This is a genomic window from Dinoroseobacter sp. PD6, assembly GCF_028807315.1.
Classification (GTDB): domain Bacteria; phylum Pseudomonadota; class Alphaproteobacteria; order Rhodobacterales; family Rhodobacteraceae; genus Dinoroseobacter; species Dinoroseobacter shibae.
Map to the genome: position 1 here is coordinate 264,664 of NZ_JARAMN010000001.1, position 18,977 is coordinate 283,640.

Genomic DNA, 18,977 nt, shown 5'->3' on the forward strand with positions numbered 1-18,977 from the left:
TCAGCCCGCCCCGTATTCCGCCACGTCCTCGGCGGCGGCCCTGCGGAAATCGCTCAGGAAATCCGGATCCGCCGCATGCACCCGGTTCCAGGTCGGGATGAACGGCGTCTCCGACGGGTTGTCGAGGAAGATCTGTCCCGCCCGCATGATGTTCTCCGCAAAGAGCTCGATCGACTGCTCCTCCCGGTGCCGGTCGATGGCCAGCCCGTTCATCATCGCGTCCGAGTAATACGCCTCCAAAAGGTCGAGCGCCGAGCGGTAATAGGTCGCCTTCAGGGTGCGGAACACATGGGTGGTGAACACCGTGCCATCCATCGCCAGCTTGCGGAAGATCGACTTGCAGATATCCGTGGACATCCGGCTCAGCCCCGCCGAGGCGTCATCCTCGCTCAGATCCTGGTGCTTGTGGTCGTAGGCGTCGCTGATCTCCACCTGGCAGACCGCCTTGGGCGCGAGGTTGCGCCAGGCCTCCGACAGAACCCCGATCTCCAGCCCCCAGTCCGACGGGATGCGCAGGTCCGGCAGGATGCCCGTGCGCATGGCGAACTCCCCCGACAGGGGATAGCGGAAGCTGCGCAGGTAATCGATATAGTCGCGATCCCCGATCACCCGTTTCAGCGCGATCAGCAGCGGGCTGACCAGCAGCCGCGTGACCCGCCCGTTGATCCTGTTCTCGCCGATCCGCGGGTAGTAGCCCTTGGCGACCTGGTAGGGGAAGTTCGGGTTCACCACCGGATAGACCAGCCGCGCCAGCATGTCCCGGTCATAGGTCAGGATATCGCAATCGTGGATCGCCATGACCGCGCTGTCCTGACACGCCATCAGGTAGCCCAGGCAGGACCAGACGTTCTTGCCCTTGCCGGCCTCCTGCGGCGCCAGCCCCATGGTCTCCAGCCGCCGGCCCAGCCCCGTCATCCGGGGGCTGTCGTTCCAGATGACGATATGGTCCTGCGGCAGCCGCCCGAAGAAGTCGCGCGCATGGCGGTACTGGGCCTCGTCGGCCCGGTCGAGCCCGATGATGATCCGGTGCAGATAGGGCACCTCGCTCAGCTCATCCAGGATCCGGGGCAGGGCGGGCCCTTCCAACTCCGAGTAGAGCGAGGGCAGGATCAGGCTGATCTTGCGGCTGACGGAATAGGCCTTGAGCTCCTGCGTCAGCTCCTCGACCGAACGCGTCCGCAGATTGTGCAGCGTCGTGATGTTCCCGTTCTGATGAAAATCCGCCACGCCGGTCGCTCCTGCTTCATGCACCCAGCCCCGACAGTACGGCGCACACGGCGGCGTTCCAACCGTCCGGCCCGGGTTTTTCGGTGCGGCGGATACGCCCGTCCGCCTCTCCGGGCAGGGGGGGCAGTGGCGTGCCATGGGGGTTGGCCACGATCACGCCCCGGTCCGCGGCCTCCAGCATCTCGATATCGTTGGGCGCATCCCCTAACGCCAGCGTCCGCCGGGGCCGGTACTGCGCGACGATCTCGGCCATCCGGTCGGCCTTGGTGCCGCCGAAGGACAGGGTCAGAAACCGCCCCCCCCGCCGGGCCTGCACGCCCCGCGCGGCCAGGGCGGCGACAAAATCCGCCTCCTGCGCGGGCGTGCCGTCCCAGACCCCCGGCTCGGAAAACGCGCGCCGCCGGGCCAGGGCCGCCTGCGCGTCGGGCAGCCCGGTGATCGCCGCCACCCCGGCGGCATCCATGTCCCCGAAGCCGCAAAACCGCGCCCGCATCCCGGACGCCAACCCATCCAGCACCGCGCGCAGCCGGGCGTAATCCGCCGCCCCCGCCTCCGGCGCGGCATGGGCCGGCAGGATCCCGGCCCCGTTCTCGACAATCGCCGGGCAGTCCTCTCGGCCCAGCTTCGCCCGCAAGGGTGCGATTTCCGCGGCGGTCTTGGAGCTGGCCAGCACCAGGGGGATCCCCCGCGCCTTCAGCGCGTCCAGCGCGGGCAGGGCAGGCCCGTAGCCATAGCTGTCATGGTCCAGCAAGGTGCCATCGAGATCGGTGAAAACCAGCAAGGAGGGCGCAGCGCTCATGCCCTTGCCTAGCGCGTGCACCGGACGCTGCCAAGCGGCCCGGCCCGCCGCACAGCCCCTCTTGCCATGGCCCCGGCATCTGGGATACGACCCCGCCACCGGGTGATTAGCTCAGTTGGTAGAGCGCTTCGCTTACACCGAAGATGTCGGGAGTTCGAGTCTCTCATCACCCACCAAGTCCTCCGCCAACAGCCCTGCGCGCCGCGTCGCGCGCATCGTATCGGCCCCGGGTCGTCCAACCGCGTTCCGCTACGGGTTGACCCAGCGTCACCTATCGGGTTGCATGCCGTCATAGCTTCATCTCGTTTGATTTCGTTTTTGACAGGGTCTGCCAGTGACACGTCTCGAGACATTCATGGATGGCGTGTCGCGCGCGGAAACGCCGGCGCAGATCTGGGATGCCGTTCTGCCCTTCGCGCACAGCTTCGGGATCGACAAGGTCAGCTACCACAACACCCCGGCTTTCGGGGCCGTGCCCGGGTCCGAAACCGCGGTCTTCGCCCGTGGCTTCCCGGAATCCTGGCTGTGCGACTATGTCAACGAACGGCTTTACGAGGTCGATCCGATCCCCGCCTACGCCGCCCATGCCACCGAACCCTTCCGCTGGAGCGATATCGCCAAGCTCACCCCCCTGACCGCGCCCGAGACCGATTTTCTCAAGCGGCTGTTGCAGCAGGGTCTGGGCGACGGGCTCGCCCTGCAGGTCTTTGGACCGAACATGCGCAACGGCTATGTGGGCGTCGGGTTCGCCAGTTCCGACCCGGACCTGTCGGGCGGCGATATCCGCGAATTGCAGGCCGCCGCCCAGGCTGCACACCTGCGCTACTGCACCCTGGTACCCGTGGCGACCCCCGAGGCGCTGACCCCGCGCGAGCGCGAGGTGCTGGGCTGGATCGCCCGGGGCAAGAGCAACTCCGTGATCGCCGAGATCCTCGGGGTCTCCCCGCACACTGTCGACACGCTGGTGCGCCGGATATACGGCAAGCTCGAGGTGGCCGACCGGACCACGGCGGCGATCCGCGGTATCGGCGCAGGCCTGATACAGCCCGGAAATTACGCTACGTAAACCGGTTTGTCCCGTAATCCCGTGACAGCACCGCCTGATATGCTATGGCAAGCACGCCACTCGTATCGACGATGCTAACGAGTTTTCAGGACTGTTAACCATGAAGAAACAAACAACGCGCGACCTCGTGCGCTTCCATATCGACGCCTCTCTTGACGCGCTGGGCCTGCTGAGCGAGAGCGAACGGGCCGAGATCGCGTTGGAAGTCGCCGCCTCGCTGGCGGAAATGGCCCATCGCAGTCTCGCGCGGTCTCTCGACCCGCAGACAAGCCTGCGCCTGCTGGTCGCCGCCGAAGAACTGCGCGCCGGCTGCATATCCGAGCGCAACCGCCGGGAATCCATGGAGATCGGTGCGCAAATGCACAAAGGCTGAGGCTCCATGGGGGATGCGCCGCGCCGCGCGGGCGGCTAGATCTGGTACACCGCAGATGCCAGGAGGCCACCATGAGCTGGAACCCCGCCCTCGACCCCCATTGCCCCCTCGGCGACGAGGTGGACGCCATCGACACCCTGATCATTCCCCGCGCCCGCGATCTCGGCGCGCTGGAGGTGCGCCGTGCGCTGCCCGCGCCCAAGCGCCAGATGGTCGGCCCGTTCATCTTCTTCGACCAGATGGGCCCGGCGGAGTTCCTGCCCACCAAGGGGCTCGACGTGCGCCCGCACCCCCATATCGGGCTCGCGACCATCAGTTATCTCTACCGCGGCCGGATGCACCACCGCGACAGCCTCGGCACCGATGCCTGGATCGAACCGGGGGCGGTGAACTGGATGGTGGCGGGCCACGGCATCACCCATTCCGAGCGCACCGATGACGAAACCCAATCCGAGCCGATGCCGTTTTTCGGCATCCAGACCTGGGTCGCGCTGCCCAAGGATCACGAGGATCGCGCCCCCGAATTCCAGCACGCGCCCGCAGAGGCGCTCCCCTTCATGGAAGGCGAGGGCAAGCAGGTCCGCCTGATCCTCGGGAATGCCTATGGCGAGCGCGCCCCGGTCAAGACCGCCTCGGAGATGTTCTATGCCGATGCGGTGCTGCAGCCGGGCGCGAAACTGCCCCTGCCGGACGATCACGAGGATCGCGGCATCTACGTGGTCGAAGGGTCGATCGCAGTGGCGGGCGAGACCTACGCGGCGGGCCGGATGATGGTCTTCCGCCCCGGCGACCGGATCTCGGTGACCGCGGGCGGGCAGGGCGCGCGGCTGATGCTGCTGGGCGGCGAGACCCTGGAGGGGTCGCGCTATATCTGGTGGAACTTCGTGGCGTCGTCGAAGGAGCGGATCGAGGAGGCCAAGGAGGCCTGGCGCGCGGGCGACTGGGAACACGGCCGCTTCCAGCTGCCGCCCGGCGACGACCAGGAGTTCATCCCCGCCCCCGAGCGGTGATCCAGCGGCGCGCGCTGCGCGCGCATGCCCGCGGCCCGTGCCGGGCCGATGCCGGGAAGGGGGGCGCTGCCCCCACGCGCCTGCGGCGCGCCCCCCGGAGTATTTTCACACAAATGAAGAGGGGGGCGTGCCCGCCGCTGCCTGCGGGGGGCTCGCGGCGATAGCGGTGGACTTTCGCGCATCTGCGATCAAAGCTTGGGCGAGCTTTGGGACCGGAGGCCCATGGACGGCACCGAACAGACGATCATCGAGCAGGAGTTCGAGAGTTTTGCCCAGGCCGCATGGCTGCGGCTGCAACAGGTGGTGGCCTGGTTCGACGCCAACCTGCTGACCCTCGCCTCGGCTTACCAGCTGGTGGCGATCGCCGTCACGCTGGCGCTGGCCTGGCTGCTGCACAGCCGGTTCAAGCGCCTGCTGCAGGAGCTCGGCCAGGGGCGCAAGCTCGCCCCCGCGGTGCAGCGCCTGCTGCGCACCGTCGCGTCGATCTCGATGCCCGTGGTCTGGGTGATCTTCCTGGCGCTCGCGCGCACCGGGTTCGAGAGCGCGGGCATGCCGATTCCCTTCCTGCGGCTGGTCTCCAGCCTGCTTCTGGCCTTCATCGTCATCAACATCATCTCGATCTTCATCGCCTCGACCTATTGGAGCCGGGTGTTCTCCTGGGTCGCCTGGGGGGCGGCGGCGCTGAACGCGGTCGGCCTGCTCGACGTGGTGATCGAGTGGCTCCAGGCCACCGCCCTGACCGTGGGCGCGGTCGAGATCAGCGCCTGGAGCATCGTCAAGGCCCTGATCCTCGCCGCGCTCCTGCTGTGGGGGGCGAACGCGGTTACCGGCACGGTGGAGCGGCGCCTTGAGCATACCGGCAAGATGAGCTCGGCCCTGCGCCTGCTGGTGGTGCGGCTCTTGCGGCTGGTGCTGCTGACGCTCGCGGTGATCGTGGCCATCGCCGCCGTGGGGATCGACCTGACCGCCTTCGCGATCTTCTCGGGGGCGCTGGGTGTCGGCGTCGGCCTCGCCCTGCGCCGCACCTTCGAGAACCTGATCGCCAGCTACTCCCTGCTGGCCGACGAGTCGATCAAGCCCGGCGACGTGATCGAGATCGAAACCGTCAGCGGCCCGACCTACGGCCAGGTGCGCAAGATGACGACCCGCTACGTGGCGGTGATGACCCGCGACGGGACCGAGACCCTGATCCCCAACGAGCTGCTGATGTCCAGCCCGCTCACCAACTGGTCCCACACCGCCAAGCCGATCCGACGCCGCGTTCCCGTCGGGGTCGCCTATTCCGCCGACATCCCGCTCGCCCAACGGCTCTGCGTCGAGGCCGCGGGCGAGGTCCTGCGGGTGCTGGCCCATCCCGAGCCGCGCTGCCTGATGCGCGGCTTCGGCGACAGTGCCATCGACCTGGAGCTGCGCTTCTGGATCAACGATCCCGAAAACGGCGTGGCCAACGTCACCTCCGACGTGCTCCTGCTGATCTGGGAGAAATTCCAGGCCCACGGCATCGAGGTGCCCTTCCCCCAGCGCGACGTCACCCTGCGCGGCCCGGTCCGCCTCGACACCCCGCCCTGAGCCCGGCCAGGCACCGACAGGCCCGCGGGGCGATTGCCACGGGGCCGCAGCTTTGCTCTAGTGCGCGCAACCCGAAAGGACGCGTGCATGACGAAGGACGAACTCCTGGCGGCAGCCACCAGCGCGACACAGGTCTCCGAGCTGTGGACGCTGATGCTGGACTATGCCGAGACCCAGCGGATCGCCCGTGTCAGCTACCACCACCACGGCTTCGACGAGAAATGGGGCGCGGCGGCGGCCAACCCGACCACCCTGCGCCGCGCGATGGACGACGTGATCGTCTCGGCCACGCCGCGGTTTCACATCATCGCCCACGGGTTTCCCAGGGAATGGGTGGATATCTATGTCGATGACCACCTCTACGAGATCGACCCGATCCCGGCCCTCGCCCAGCGCCGCGCCGTCCCCTTCCTGTGGAGCGAGATCGCCGAGCTGACCCGGCTGGCCGAGGAACAGGCGGCCTTCCTCGAACGCTCCATGCCGGCGCGGGTGGGCGACGGGGTGGCGATCCAGGTCTTCGGGCCCAACATGCGCCACGGCTATGTCGGGATGGGCTTCGGCGACCGGCCGCGCGACGTGACCGCGCCGCAACTGGCCGAGTACCAGCTGGTCTCGCAACTGATGCACCTGCGCGCCTGCCGCCTGATCGAAGAGCGCAACCGCAGCGAGATCGCCCTGAGCGCGCGGGAGACCGAAGTGCTCGGCTGGATGGCCCGCGGCAAGAGCAAGACCGTGATCGCCGACATCCTCGGCCTCTCGCCCCATACCGTCGACACGCTGGTGCGGCGGATCTTCCGCAAGCTGGAGGTCTTCGACCGCACCGCCGCCATCCTCAAGGCGATCAACCTCGGCCTGGTGCCGGCCATGTCCACCGTGGGCGACTGAGCACGGGGCAGCGCGCGCCCCCCCGCGTCCGGGCCGGGCACGCACCGGTCCGGGGGCCTCGCCCCCCATCTCCGCTACCCGTCCCGACCCGAGGGCAACCCCTCCGGGCGACACCTGCCCGCCCCGAGGCCGCGACAGCCCTCGGTCACCGCCCCTCTCCGTGGCCCGCGATCAAAGCCGCCTCGGCGCGAACAGATGCGCAAGCATGTCTTTCACCTACCGCACCGCTCGGCGGTCAAGCCGAGCGGTGCTTCATGTCTTCCGGGCGTCGGCGGTCGGCGAAGCGCTGCCGCCGCGCCGACCCCTAGCGGCGGATACATGTTCAAGGGCCGGGTGCCGCCGCCCGTCTGCCGCGGTCCGGGGTGCGGGCCGAAGCGATGCGCGCCTCAGACCCCGGACCGCTTGCGCCAGACGCCGAGGCCGCCCAACGCCCCGATCAACAACAGGGCGGATGCGGGCAGGGGAATGGGGGCCACGCTGCTATAGAAGGTCACCGACCGCGGCCGCTGTGGAAACGTGCCCTGGTCGGCAAAGGACAGGAATGTTTGGGTTTCGCCCGCGTCGAAGAAATCGCCATCGCCGTTCAGGTCGAAAAGCGCCACGATCTGATCGTTGTCATTGAACTCGTTGCTGGGCACGAGCCCGCGATCCCCATCGATGACGAAATCGAAAATCGCGCCATCCAGAATGCCGACCGGGCTCCAGATGTCGAAGGCTTCGCTCGTGACGTCGATCAGACCGTTGCCGTCGAGGTCGGTGAACTTGATCAATCCGTCGGTAAACAGGTCCTGTGCGAACAGATCGCCGTCGCTCGCCGACAGGGCCAGCGCAAAAGGCGCATCGCCTTGCGGCACGTATTCGACGACTTCCGTCATGTCGACACTGCCGCTGCCATCGCTGTCTTCGGCGCGGTAGATGCGCGGGGTGCCGCCCGCCGTGTCGGCTATGAACGCCGCGTTGCCGTCGAAGGTGATCTCGAAGGGCGAGGATGACGGGTCAAGCGCGCCCAGATCCAGCCAGATCGCGCTTTCGCCGATATCGTTGGCATCGCCGTCGCCATTGAGGTCCTCGGTGCGGTAGACCACGTCTCCGGCCGGATTGCCCAGCGTGTCGGCCTCGACGATATAGATCGCGCCGTCCCCGCCCACGGCCACGCCATTGGCCGTCTGCAAGGCGAAGCCGTTCGCGTTGTGCGACGAGAACCACACCGAGGCTTCGCCCGCGTCCTGGGCGGTGTCATTTCCGTTGAGATCCCGCAGCCGGTAGACCGTGTCGGTGTCGCCGTCGCCGACGAAAACATCGCCGTTTTGTGACTGCGTCAGTTGGAAGACATTTCCCGTCGGTGCGGCAAGTCCACTGGCATTGGTCGCGTCGAAAAAGACCCTGGTCTCTCCGGCGTCATTGGCATCGCCATCATTGTTCAGGTCCGCCGCAAACACCACCTGGTCTGTGGTCTGATCCGAAAACAGGGCCTTGAAGGTCGCAGCGTGTATCGGGGTTGCGAGCGCTGTTGTGGCGGCCAGAACCGCCAAAGTCGATTTGCCCATGAGGTCACCTCCATAGGGTATTGAGATATCTGATTTTGGGGAATGCTGGCGCGTGCTCGCGCTTCTCCGTTAACCTTTCCGGCGCGGCCAAGTCAACCAAGGCCTTCGCAGGGCCGGGCAAGCCGCTCCACCGGGCGGGGCGGCAAGCGTTGCGGTTTCGGCGTTGCCTGCGCGCGGAGGTGCCCGACACTTGCCCGACAGATGTCCGACGCCGGCCCGACGGCGATCCGACGCGGTATTCCGGCCCGTTCCGCGCCCCGGGTCGGGGGGCGAATTCCGCGCGCATTTCGTCGTTTTGTGATTGACGCTGCGCGCCAAACCCCCTAATCCACCCTCCACGCGCGGTTGTAGCTCAGTTGGTTAGAGTACCGGCCTGTCACGCCGGGGGTCGCGGGTTCGAGCCCCGTCAACCGCGCCATTTTTCCCTGCCATACTTGCCGGATCCCCGGAAACACCCGGGTTACCGTTTCGCGTGTTTTTACGATTGACGCGCCCTGGCGCTTGGCCTATCCCGCCCCCCACGCGCGGTTGTAGCTCAGTTGGTTAGAGTACCGGCCTGTCACGCCGGGGGTCGCGGGTTCGAGCCCCGTCAACCGCGCCATTTTTTCCCCCGAGTTCAGCCGCTTGCGTCATGTCCCGTTTTCGACATGGCACGTCGGTCATGGACTTGCACCGCCATGGCCGCTCTGACACGGTCTCACGATACGTCGCTAGGGTACTGGTATGCTGTCTGTTTTCCGCTCCTCCTGGGCCCTGCTTCTCGGCGTGCTGCTGCTGATGACGGGCAACGGCATTCTGGCCACCATCCTCGGGGTGCGCGGCGCGATCGAGGGGTTCTCGACCTTCGAGATGTCGCTGGTGATGACCGGCTATTTCGTGGGTTTCCTGGGCGGGTCCAGTGCCGCGCCGGAGATGATCCGCCGGGTCGGCCATGTGCGGGTCTTCGCGGCGCTCGGTTCGTTCATCTCGGCGGCGCTGATCCTGTTTCCGGTCTTCACCGACCCCTATATCTGGAGCCTGTTGCGGATCCTCGTGGGCTTCTGTTTCGCAGGGGTCTACGTCACCGCCGAAAGCTGGCTCAACAACGCGTCGACCAACGAGAACCGCGGCAGCGCCATGGCGATCTACGGCGTGGTTCTGACCGGCGGGATCGTGGTCGCCCAGTGGATGGTCAGCCAGGGCGACGCGTCCGGCTACATCATGTTCATCCTGCCGTCGATCCTGATCTCGATCTCCTTTGCGCCGATCCTGCTGTCGATCAGCCCGGCACCGCCCTACGAGGCGGGGGCGCCCATGAGCTTCCGGCAGGTGTTCAACGTCTCGCCGCTGGGGCTGGTGGGGATGACCCTGATGGGGGGCGTCTACTCGGCGCTGTTCGGGATGGCGTCGGTCTATGGCACCGAGGTCGGGCTGAGCATCGGGCAGCTGTCGACCTTCATCGCCACGCTCTATCTCGGGGGGCTGGTGCTGCAGTTTCCCGTGGGCTGGATCTCGGACCGGATGGACCGGCGCCTGCTGATCTGCCTACTGGCGGGGATGGGGGCGGTGGGGGCGATCCTGGCGGGGTTCGGCCTGGGCGGGTATCCCGGCCTGATCGCGAGCAGCTTCCTGATCGGCGGGGCGGCGAACCCGCTCTATGGTCTTCTGATCGCCTATACCAACGACTATCTCGAACCGTCGGACATGTCCGCGGCCGCCGGGCGGCTGGTGTTCTCCAACGGGCTGGGGGCCGTGGCCGGGCCGGTCTTTACCGGCTGGCTGATGTCGCAGGTGGGGCCTGCGGGCTTTTTCCTCTTCGTCTTCGGATTGATGGCGAGCCTGTGCGCCTATGCGCTCTACCGGATGACGCGGCGGGCGAGTGTCTCGGTCGAAGACAGCGGCGCCTACCAGCCGATCACGCCGGGCGCCTCGCCGGTTTCTGTCGCCGTGGCCCAGGAGGCCGCCGTCGAAGCCGCCGAGGAGGCCGCCGAAGAGGCGGCCGAGGAGGCGAGCGGGACACAAACCGCAGCCTGATCGGTCACTCCCGTGTTGAACAGCGCCCGCTTTGCCCGCAAGTATGGGGCGAGCGCGGCGCAGGGAGGTTGGCATGCACACGCCCAAGGGAGTTCTCGATTTCTGGCTTCACACGGTGGGCGAGGCCGGGTGGTACAAACAGGACGCGTCCGTCGATGCGGATATCCGCAAGCGGTATCTCAACCTGTGGCAGCGCGCCGCGGGCGGGGCCCTGACCGACTGGTGCGTCACCCCGCGGGGCACGCTGGCCTACCTGATCCTGACCGACCAGTTCCCGCGCAACATGTTCCGCGAGGACGGGCGGGCCTTTGCCACCGACGGGATCGCGGTCCATGCGGCCAAGAAGGCGGTGGAGCGCGGCTGGGACCTGCGCGTGGCCGAGCCGGAGCGGCAGTTCTTCTACCTGCCGATGATGCATGCCGAATCCCTGCCGGACCAGGAACGCTGCGTGCGCCTGATCGCCGAGCGGATGCCCGAGACCGGGGCGTCCAATCTGCTCCATGCCCGGGCCCATCGCCGGGTGATCCGGCAATTCGGCCGCTTTCCCCATCGCAACACCGCCCTGGGGCGGGACACGACCCCGAAGGAGGCCCGGTTTCTCGACGGCGGCGGATACGGCGCGGTGGTCCGCGCGATCGAGGCCGAGGACGCTTCCTTGCGGGCTTGAGCGATTTGGTTTAAGGCTAAACCAATTTAGGGCATGGCCGCGCAGGTGATCGGGAGGACCGAAAATGGCTGAGACATCCTTTGACGTGGTGGTGGTCGGGGCCGGGCCGGGCGGCTACGTGGCCGCGATCCGGGCGGCCCAGCTCGGGCTCAAGGTCGCGATCGTCGAGCGCGAGCATATGGGCGGGATCTGCCTCAACTGGGGCTGCATTCCGACCAAGGCGATGCTGCGCAGCTCCGAGGTGTTTCACCTGATGCACCGCGCCAAGGAGTTCGGGCTGAAGGCGGACGGGGTCGACTACGACCTCGACGCCGTGGTCGCGCGCAGCCGGGCGATTGCCAAGCAGCTCAATTCCGGTGTCTCGCACCTGATGAAGAAGAACAAGGTCACCGTGGTCATGGGCGAGGCCAGTCTGCCCGCCAAGGGCACGGTTGCCGTCAAGACCGACAAGGGCACCGAGACCCTGCGCGCGCCCCATGTGGTGCTGGCCACCGGCGCGCGGGCCCGCGAGCTGCCGGGGCTGGAGGCCGATGGCGATCTGGTCTGGACCTACAAGCACGCGCTGACGCCCAAGCGGATGCCGAAGAAGCTGCTGGTGATCGGATCGGGGGCCATCGGGATCGAATTCGCCAGCTTCTACAATACCTTGGGGACCGAGACGACCGTGGTCGAGGTGATGGACCGGATCCTGCCGGTCGAGGATGCCGAGATCAGCGGCTTTGCCAAGAAGCAGTTCGAGAAGCAGGGCATGACCATCCGCGAGAAGGCCATGGTCAAGAGCCTCGAGCGCGGCAAGGGCACGGTGACCGCGCAGATCGAGCAGGGCGGCAAGACCACCGCCGAGACATTCGACACCGTGATTTCCGCCGTGGGGATCGTCGGCAATACCGAAGGGCTGGGGCTGGAGGCGCTCGGCGTGCGGGTCGAGAAAACCCATGTGGTCACGGATGCCTATTGCCGGACGGGCGTCGAGGGGCTCTATGCCATCGGCGATCTGGCCGGTGCGCCCTGGCTGGCACACAAGGCCAGCCACGAGGGCGTGATGGTGGCCGAACTGATCGCCGGCAGGAACGACGTGCATCCGGTCACCCCGGACAGCATTGCGGGCTGCACCTATTGCCAGCCCCAGATCGCCAGCGTCGGCATGACCGAGGCCCAGGCGAAAGAGGCCGGGCACAAGATCAAGGTCGGCCGCTTTCCGTTCATCGGCAACGGCAAGGCCATCGCCCTGGGCGAGCCGGAGGGCATGATCAAGACCGTGTTCGACGCGGGCACGGGCGAGTTGCTGGGCGCGCATATGGTGGGCGCCGAAGTCACCGAGCTGATCCAGGGCTATGTGGTGGGTCGGCAGCTGGAGACCACCGAGGAGGACCTGATGAACACGGTCTTCCCGCACCCCACGCTCAGCGAGATGATGCACGAGTCGGTGCTCGACGCCTACGGCCGCGCCCTGCATTTCTGATCGCCTCGCGGATCGCGCATGGTGCGCCCTTGCGCGGCCCCGCCGGGCGCGCTAGCGCAGAGCCATGACCCATGCCGTCCCCTCCGTGACCGACTGGCCGCGCGTTCTCCTTCTGTGGGGCGCGGGGCTGGGGGCGGCGGCGCAATACGGCAAGGTGTCGGTGATCTTCGACCGCCTGCCCGCGCTTTACCCGGAGGCCGGGGCGCTTCTGGGTTGGGCGGTCTCGCTGGTCGGCGGGGTGGGGATCGTGCTGGGCATCACCGCGGGGATCGTTGTGGCGCGCCTGACCCTGCGGCGCGCGCTGATCTGGGCGCTGTGGCTTGGGGCGGCGATGTCGCTGCTGCAGGGGCTGGCGCCGCCGCTGTGGCTGTTTCTCGCCTCGCGCCTGGTGGAGGGGGCGTCGCATCTGGCGATCGTGGTCGCGGCTCCGACCCTGATCGCCAGCCTCAGCGCGGAGCGCGACCGGGGGCTGACCCTGACCCTGTGGGGGACGTTTTTCGGCGTGGCCTTTGCCATTCTCAGCTGGGCGGGCCTGCCACTGGTGGACCGGGCCGGGGCGCCCGCGCTGTTTCTGGCCCATGCGCTGTTCATGTCCGCTGCCGCGCTGGCGCTGTCGCGGTCCTTGCCGGAGGTGCCCACCGGGCCGGTGCCGCCCCTGCCGGGACTGGGCGCGCTGGCGCGGCAGCATTTGGCGATCTACCGCTCCCCGCGGCTGTCGGCCCCGGCGGCGGGGTGGCTGTTCTATACCTTCTGTTTCGTGTCGCTGCTGACGCTGCTGCCGCCTTACCTGGACCCGGGCCAGCGCGCCTTCCTGATCGGGGCGATGCCGCTGCTGAGCATTGCCACCTCGATGACCCTGGGGGTGTGGATGCTGCGGCGGATGTCGTCCATCGCGGTGATACAGATCGGGTTCCTGGCCTCGGCAGCTTGCGCGCTGGCCCTGCTGGCCTTGCCCGGATCGCCCGCGATCTGCCTTGCGTTCGCGGCCGCGCTCGGGCTGGTGCAGGGGGCGAGCTTTGCCGCCGTGCCGGACCTGAACCCCGGGGCGCAGGACCGCGCGCTGGCCAATGGGGCCATGGCCCAGACCGGCAATATCGGCAACACGCTGGGCACGCCGGTCCTGTTCGCGCTGGCGAGCCTGGGCGGGCACGGGGTGATGATGGCGACGCTCTGCGCGCTGTTGCTGGCGGGGGCGGCGGCCCATTGGGGGCTGCACCTGGCGCGACGCGCCGCCTGAGGCGCAGCGCTGTGCGTCCGTTCCCCCTTCGTTCGCGTTTTTCGATTGGAGACTCGCACGCCAACCCCTATGTGTGAGGGAACCGTTAACATGAGGCCCCCATGCCGGAGTTGAAGAAGATCGAGGTGCGCGGCGCGCGCGAGCACAACCTCAAATCCATCGACGTGGACATTCCCCGCGACCAGCTGGTGGTGATCACCGGGCTGTCGGGCTCGGGCAAGTCGTCGCTTGCCTTCGACACGATCTATGCCGAGGGCCAGCGCCGCTATGTCGAGAGTCTCAGCGCCTATGCGCGCCAGTTCCTCGACATGATGCAGAAGCCCGATGTGGATCACATCTCGGGCCTGAGCCCGGCGATCTCGATCGAGCAGAAGACGACCTCGAAGAACCCGCGCTCCACCGTCGGTACGGTGACGGAAATCTACGACTACATGCGGCTGCTCTTCGCGCGGGTCGGCACGCCCTACAGCCCCGCCACCGGTCTGCCCATCGAAGCACAGCAGGTGCAGGACATGGTGGACCGGGTGATGGCGATGGAGGAGGGGACGCGCGCCTACCTGCTGGCCCCGATCATCCGCGACCGCAAGGGCGAATACCGCAAGGAATTCCTGGAGCTGCGCAAGCAGGGGTTCCAGCGGGTGAAGGTCGACGGCGCATTCCACGACCTCGACAGCCCGCCCACGCTGGACAAGAAATTCCGCCACGATATCGACGTGGTGGTGGACCGGATCGTTGTGAAGGAGGGGATCGAGACCCGGCTGGCCGACAGCTTCCGCACCGCACTCGACCTCGCCGACGGGATCGCGATCCTGGAGACCGCCCCGACGGAGGGGGAGCCGGAGCGGCACACGTTCTCGGAAAAATTCGCCTGCCCGGTGTCGGGCTTCACCATTCCGGAAATCGAGCCGCGGTTGTTTTCGTTCAACGCGCCCTTCGGGGCCTGTCCGGCCTGCGACGGGTTGGGCGTCGAGCTGTTCTTCGACGAGCGCCTCGTGGTGCCGGATGCCACGCTGACGCTGGCCAACGGGGCGCTGGCGCCCTGGCGCAAGGGCAAGTCGCCCTATTTCCTGCAGACCATCAACGCCATCGCCAAGCATTACGAATTCGACCCCAAGACCCCGTGGAAGGCCCTGCCCGAAAAGGTGCAGGAGGTGTTCCTGCGCGGCTCCGGCGAGGAAGAGATCACCTTCCGCTACGACGAGGGCGGCCGGGTCTACCAGGTCAGCCGCGCCTTCGAGGGGGTGATCCCCAACATGGAGCGACGCTACCGCGAGACCGACAGCAGCTGGATCCGGGAGGAATTCGAGCGCTATCAGAACAACCGCTCCTGCGGGACCTGCGGTGGTTACCGCCTGCGGGCCGAGGCGCTGGCGGTGAAGATCGCCGGGCTCCATGTGGGCGAGGTGGTGCAGATGTCGATCCGGGAGGCGCATGACTGGTGCCGGACCGTGCCGGAGCACCTGAGCGTGCAGAAGAACGAGATCGCCCGCGCTATCCTCAAGGAGATCCGCGAACGGCTCGGCTTTCTCAACAATGTGGGTCTCGAATACCTCACGCTCAGCCGCAATGCCGGCACGCTCTCGGGCGGTGAAAGCCAGCGGATCCGGCTGGCGAGCCAGATCGGATCGGGGCTGACCGGGGTGCTCTACGTGCTCGACGAGCCGTCCATCGGGCTGCATCAGCGCGACAATGACCGGCTGCTCACGACGCTGAAGAACCTGCGCGACCAGGGCAACACGGTGATCGTGGTCGAGCATGACGAGGAGGCCGTGCGGGAGGCCGATTACGTTTTCGACATCGGCCCCGGCGCGGGGGTGCATGGCGGCCAGGTGGTGGCCCATGGCACGCCGGCCCAGATCATGGCCAACCCGGCCTCGATCACCGGCGATTACCTCGCCGGGCGGCGCGAGATCCCGGTGCCCGCGACACGGCGCAAGGGCAACAAGAAAAAGGTCACGGTGCGCAAAGCCACGGGCAACAACCTGCAGGACCTGACGGTGGATTTCCCCCTGGGCACATTCGTCTGCGTGACCGGCGTGTCGGGGGGCGGCAAGTCCACCCTGACCATCGAGACCCTGTTCAAGACCGCGTCCATGCGGCTGAACGGGGCGCGCCAGACGCCGGCACCCTGCGAGACCATCAAGGGGTTGGAGCATCTCGACAAGGTCATCGACATCGACCAGCGGCCCATCGGGCGCACGCCGCGGTCGAACCCGGCGACCTACACGGGCGCGTTCACGCCGATCCGCGACTGGTTTGCCGGGCTCCCCGAGGCCAGGACGCGCGGCTACAAGCCGGGGCGGTTTTCCTTCAACGTGAAGGGCGGACGCTGCGAGGCGTGCCAGGGCGACGGGGTCATCAAGATCGAGATGCACTTTTTGCCGGATGTCTATGTCGAATGCGAGACCTGCAAGGGCAAGCGGTACAACCGCGAGACCCTGGAGGTGACGTTCAAGGGCAAGTCCATCGCCGATGTGCTGGACATGACGGTCGAGGACGCGCAGGAGTTCTTCAAGGCGGTCCCGTCGATCCGCGAGAAGATGGATGCGCTGATGCGGGTGGGGCTCGGCTATATCAAGGTGGGTCAGCAGGCGACGACCCTCTCGGGCGGCGAGGCGCAGCGCGTCAAGCTCAGCAAGGAGTTGGCCAAGCGGTCCACGGGCCGGACGCTCTATATCCTGGACGAGCCGACCACGGGGCTGCATTTCGAGGATGTGCGCAAGCTGCTGGAGGTGCTGCACGAGTTGGTGGAGCAGGGCAACACCGTGGTGGTGATCGAGCACAATCTCGACGTCATCAAGACCGCCGACTGGCTGATCGATATCGGCCCCGAAGGCGGGGACGGGGGCGGCACGCTGGTCGCAACCGGCACGCCGGAGCAGGTGGCCGAGGTCGCCGAAAGCCACACGGGCCGCTACCTCAAGCCCATGCTCGCGGGCGCCAAGCGGGTGGCGGCGGAATAGGGCGCGTCACCCGCGGTTGCGGAAAGGTGCGCCTGACGGCGCATGTCTTTTGCAGAGAAGGGGGGCGCTGCCCCCGTCGCCCTGTGGGCGACTCCCCCGGAGTATTTCGGCACAAAAGAAGACGGGGCGGGGCCGCCCGGACAGGCGGCCCCGGTGCGATTATTCCTTGAACTCGCGGATCTCGCCGGAGTCCAGCCTTGCGCGGTAGGAGGCAAGCTCCGCCTTGACCACGGGCATCAGCACGTAGAGGGCCGCGATGTTGACCACCGCCATGGCGAAGATCGCCGCGTCGGAGAAGTCGATCACCGGGCCGAGGCTGGCGGCCGCGCCGATCACCACGAAAACGCAGAAGATGACCTTGAAGACCAGCTCCTTGGTCCTGCCCTCCCCGAAGAGGTAGGTCCAGGCCTTCAGCCCGTAATAAGACCAAGAGATCATGGTCGAGAAGGCGAAGAGCACCACCGCGATGGCGAGCACGTAGGGAAACCAGGAGAACCCGGTCGCGAAGGCCGCCGAGGTCAGCGCCACGCCGGAATTGCCGTCCACGGTCATGATCGCGCCGTTCTCGACCATGTAGAGGCCGGTATCGGGGTTGATCATCAGCTGGCCCGAGATGGTGATCACCAGCGCGGTCATGGTGCAGATCACCACCGTGTCGATGAACGGCTCGAGCAGCGAGACATAGCCTTCGGTCACCGGCTCCTTGGTCTTGACCGCCGAGTGGGCGATGGCCGCCGAGCCGACGCCCGCCTCGTTGGAGAACGCAGCCCGCTTGAAGCCCTGGATCAGCGCGCCGACGAAACCGCCCGCCACGCCGAGCCCAGTGAAGGCCCCTTCGAAGATCTGCCCGAAGGCCCAGCCGATCTGGTCGATATTGACCAGCAGGATGACCAGCGCCGCCGCGACATAGAGGATGCCCATGAAGGGCACGACCTTCTCGGTGACCTTGGCGATGGATTTGATCCCGCCCACGATCACCGCGAAGACGACCGCCGCGAAGATGATGCCCGTGATCCAGCCGGGATAGTCCCCGACGATGCCCGAGATCTGCGCATGGGCCTGGTTGGCCTGGAACATGTTCCCGCCCCCCAGCGCCCCGAGGATACAGAAGATCGAGAACAGCACCGCCATGAACTTGCCGCCGGGCATGCCCTTCTCGGCGAAACCCTTGGAGATGTAGTACATCGGGCCGCCCGAGACGGTGCCGTCCGGATACTCGTTTCGGTATTTCACGCCGAGCGTGCATTCGGTGAATTTCGACGCCATGCCCAGAAGACCCGCGAAGATCATCCAGAAGGTCGCGCCGGGCCCGCCGATGCCCACGGCGACCGCGACCCCGGCGATGTTGCCAAGCCCCACGGTGCCCGAGAGCGCGGTGGCCAGCGCCTGGAAATGGCTGACCTCGCCGGCGTCATCCGGGTCGGCATAGTCGCCCTTGACCAGCTTGATCGAGTGCACGAAGCCGCGCAGCTGGATGAAACCGAAATAGACCGTGAAGATACTGGCGGCGACCACCAGCCAAAGCACGATCCACGGAAAGGACGTGCCCGGCAGGGGCGCGAAGATCAGGCCGACGAAGGGCCCGGTCACGGCGGCGAAGGTTTCGTTGACGGCCTGGTCGATGGTGCGGGCTTCCTGGGCACGCAAGGCCGTCGCGCTCAGCGCGAGGGCGAGCGCGGCAGAGATCGGGGTTTTCATATCGGGGTTCCTCACGGGACGACGGTGACGGGGACGCTGGCATGCAGCACGAGATTGACGGTCGAGGTGCCGAAGACGCGGTTGACGAAACCGCCCTCGGAACTTCGGGCCACGACAATCTGTTCCGCGCCGTCCTTCTTGGCGATCTTGTCCAGAAGATCGGCCACATCCCCGTGGCGCACCACGCCCGTGGCGGCAAATCCCGCCGCGCTCAGGGCCTTGACCGCCGGGTCCACCACCCGCGCGCGGGCGGTTGAGATCTCTTCCTCGCGGCGCTTGTGGCGCTGTGCGTTCTCTTCGGCGGTCTGGAAGGTGTATGGCGACCATTCGATGATGAACGCGACGATGATTTCACAACTTTCAAGACGCTGCGCCAACCCTTGTGCGTAGGTCAGCGCGCGCTCCCCGGATTGGCTGCCGTCCAATCCGACAACGATTTTGCTTGTCATGGTTAATCCCTA

15 protein-coding genes and 3 tRNA genes are annotated in these 18,977 nt (G+C 67.1%); 13 read left to right on the plus strand and 5 right to left on the minus strand.

Going from position 1 to position 18,977, the window contains the following annotated elements; genetic code table 11:
- Together PVW48_RS01140 and PVW48_RS01145 are read right to left on the minus strand one after the other, a co-directional pair.
- Window positions 1–1,227, minus strand: coding sequence for a glycosyl transferase (locus tag PVW48_RS01140; RefSeq protein ID WP_044027722.1), 1,227 nt, complete (start codon window positions 1,225–1,227; stop codon window positions 1–3).
- A 16-nt stretch (window positions 1,228–1,243) separates the two neighbouring features.
- Complete coding sequence (locus tag PVW48_RS01145; protein ID WP_274579906.1) at window positions 1,244–2,026, minus strand: HAD-IIB family hydrolase; 783 nt, start codon at window positions 2,024–2,026, stop codon at window positions 1,244–1,246.
- A 100-nt stretch (window positions 2,027–2,126) separates the two neighbouring features.
- Here PVW48_RS01145 and PVW48_RS01150 point away from each other — a divergent pair.
- From PVW48_RS01150 to PVW48_RS01175, 6 genes are all read left to right on the plus strand, one after another.
- Window positions 2,127–2,202 (plus strand) — tRNA-Val (locus PVW48_RS01150).
- 158 nt (window positions 2,203–2,360) lie between these two features.
- The gene (locus tag PVW48_RS01155) at window positions 2,361–3,092 is read left to right on the plus strand and encodes a helix-turn-helix transcriptional regulator (RefSeq protein ID WP_012178491.1); all 732 of its coding nucleotides are present in this window, start codon (window positions 2,361–2,363) and stop codon (window positions 3,090–3,092) included.
- A 100-nt stretch (window positions 3,093–3,192) separates the two neighbouring features.
- The gene (locus PVW48_RS01160; protein ID WP_012178490.1) at window positions 3,193–3,465 is read left to right on the plus strand and encodes a hypothetical protein; all 273 of its coding nucleotides are present in this window, start codon (window positions 3,193–3,195) and stop codon (window positions 3,463–3,465) included.
- Window positions 3,466–3,536: 71 nt separating this feature from the next.
- Window positions 3,537–4,475, plus strand: a complete 939-nt coding sequence (locus tag PVW48_RS01165; RefSeq protein WP_012178489.1) for a pirin family protein — start codon at window positions 3,537–3,539, stop codon at window positions 4,473–4,475.
- A 222-nt stretch (window positions 4,476–4,697) separates the two neighbouring features.
- The gene (locus PVW48_RS01170) at window positions 4,698–6,044 is read left to right on the plus strand and encodes a mechanosensitive ion channel family protein (protein ID WP_274579908.1); all 1,347 of its coding nucleotides are present in this window, start codon (window positions 4,698–4,700) and stop codon (window positions 6,042–6,044) included.
- Between the two features lie 87 nt (window positions 6,045–6,131).
- Complete coding sequence (locus PVW48_RS01175; RefSeq protein WP_274579910.1) at window positions 6,132–6,929, plus strand: helix-turn-helix transcriptional regulator; 798 nt, start codon at window positions 6,132–6,134, stop codon at window positions 6,927–6,929.
- A 386-nt stretch (window positions 6,930–7,315) separates the two neighbouring features.
- On the opposite strand, the gene PVW48_RS01180 is transcribed toward PVW48_RS01175, so the two are convergent.
- Entirely contained in the window at window positions 7,316–8,476 is a 1,161-nt protein-coding gene (locus tag PVW48_RS01180; protein WP_274579911.1) for a VPLPA-CTERM sorting domain-containing protein, read from the minus strand.
- A gap of 341 nt (window positions 8,477–8,817) precedes the next feature.
- On the opposite strand from PVW48_RS01180, the gene PVW48_RS01185 reads away from it, so the two are divergent.
- The 7 genes from PVW48_RS01185 (at window position 8,818) to uvrA (ending at window position 16,818) form a co-directional block, all read left to right on the plus strand.
- Window positions 8,818–8,894 (plus strand) — tRNA-Asp (locus PVW48_RS01185).
- 106 nt (window positions 8,895–9,000) lie between these two features.
- Window positions 9,001–9,077 (plus strand) — tRNA-Asp (locus PVW48_RS01190).
- Window positions 9,078–9,199: 122 nt separating this feature from the next.
- Window positions 9,200–10,489: an MFS transporter gene (locus tag PVW48_RS01195; RefSeq protein ID WP_274579912.1), complete on the plus strand. Its 1,290-nt coding sequence runs from the start codon at window positions 9,200–9,202 to the stop codon at window positions 10,487–10,489.
- A gap of 73 nt (window positions 10,490–10,562) precedes the next feature.
- On the plus strand, window positions 10,563–11,156 hold the full coding sequence (locus PVW48_RS01200; protein WP_012178484.1) for a DUF924 family protein: 594 nt from the start codon (window positions 10,563–10,565) through the stop codon (window positions 11,154–11,156).
- A gap of 64 nt (window positions 11,157–11,220) precedes the next feature.
- Window positions 11,221–12,618: a dihydrolipoyl dehydrogenase gene (lpdA, locus tag PVW48_RS01205; RefSeq protein WP_274579913.1), complete on the plus strand. Its 1,398-nt coding sequence runs from the start codon at window positions 11,221–11,223 to the stop codon at window positions 12,616–12,618.
- Between the two features lie 64 nt (window positions 12,619–12,682).
- The gene (locus PVW48_RS01210; protein ID WP_274579914.1) at window positions 12,683–13,855 is read left to right on the plus strand and encodes an MFS transporter; all 1,173 of its coding nucleotides are present in this window, start codon (window positions 12,683–12,685) and stop codon (window positions 13,853–13,855) included.
- A gap of 101 nt (window positions 13,856–13,956) precedes the next feature.
- A complete protein-coding gene (gene uvrA / locus PVW48_RS01215; RefSeq protein ID WP_274579915.1) occupies window positions 13,957–16,818 on the plus strand; it encodes an excinuclease ABC subunit UvrA in 2,862 nt (953 codons plus the stop codon).
- 159 nt (window positions 16,819–16,977) lie between these two features.
- Here the strand turns inward: uvrA and PVW48_RS01220 are convergent, their stop codons facing one another.
- Both PVW48_RS01220 and PVW48_RS01225 read right to left on the minus strand, forming a co-directional pair.
- Window positions 16,978–18,516 (minus strand): alanine/glycine:cation symporter family protein, encoded by a 1,539-nt coding sequence (locus PVW48_RS01220; RefSeq protein ID WP_012178480.1) that lies wholly within the window; start codon window positions 18,514–18,516, stop codon window positions 16,978–16,980.
- Window positions 18,517–18,527: 11 nt separating this feature from the next.
- On the minus strand, window positions 18,528–18,965 hold the full coding sequence (locus tag PVW48_RS01225; RefSeq protein WP_012178479.1) for a universal stress protein: 438 nt from the start codon (window positions 18,963–18,965) through the stop codon (window positions 18,528–18,530).
- Window positions 18,966–18,977 lie beyond the last annotated feature (12 nt).

What these genes read in the sequence shown, in the direction of transcription:
- PVW48_RS01145 (WP_274579906.1), bottom strand. Translation starts at nt 2,026, where the DNA reads ATGAGCGCTGCGCCCTCCTTGCTGGTTTTCACCGATCTCGATGGCACC.
- PVW48_RS01160 (WP_012178490.1), top strand. Translation starts at nt 3,193, where the DNA reads ATGAAGAAACAAACAACGCGCGACCTCGTGCGCTTCCATATCGACGCC.
- PVW48_RS01165 (WP_012178489.1), top strand. Translation starts at nt 3,537, where the DNA reads ATGAGCTGGAACCCCGCCCTCGACCCCCATTGCCCCCTCGGCGACGAG.
- PVW48_RS01170 (WP_274579908.1), top strand. Translation starts at nt 4,698, where the DNA reads ATGGACGGCACCGAACAGACGATCATCGAGCAGGAGTTCGAGAGTTTT.
- PVW48_RS01175 (WP_274579910.1), top strand. Translation starts at nt 6,132, where the DNA reads ATGACGAAGGACGAACTCCTGGCGGCAGCCACCAGCGCGACACAGGTC.
- PVW48_RS01180 (WP_274579911.1), bottom strand. Translation starts at nt 8,476, where the DNA reads ATGGGCAAATCGACTTTGGCGGTTCTGGCCGCCACAACAGCGCTCGCA.
- PVW48_RS01195 (WP_274579912.1), top strand. Translation starts at nt 9,200, where the DNA reads ATGCTGTCTGTTTTCCGCTCCTCCTGGGCCCTGCTTCTCGGCGTGCTG.
- PVW48_RS01200 (WP_012178484.1), top strand. Translation starts at nt 10,563, where the DNA reads ATGCACACGCCCAAGGGAGTTCTCGATTTCTGGCTTCACACGGTGGGC.
- lpdA (WP_274579913.1), top strand. Translation starts at nt 11,221, where the DNA reads ATGGCTGAGACATCCTTTGACGTGGTGGTGGTCGGGGCCGGGCCGGGC.
- PVW48_RS01210 (WP_274579914.1), top strand. Translation starts at nt 12,683, where the DNA reads ATGACCCATGCCGTCCCCTCCGTGACCGACTGGCCGCGCGTTCTCCTT.
- uvrA (WP_274579915.1), top strand. Translation starts at nt 13,957, where the DNA reads ATGCCGGAGTTGAAGAAGATCGAGGTGCGCGGCGCGCGCGAGCACAAC.
- PVW48_RS01220 (WP_012178480.1), bottom strand. Translation starts at nt 18,516, where the DNA reads ATGAAAACCCCGATCTCTGCCGCGCTCGCCCTCGCGCTGAGCGCGACG.
- PVW48_RS01225 (WP_012178479.1), bottom strand. Translation starts at nt 18,965, where the DNA reads ATGACAAGCAAAATCGTTGTCGGATTGGACGGCAGCCAATCCGGGGAG.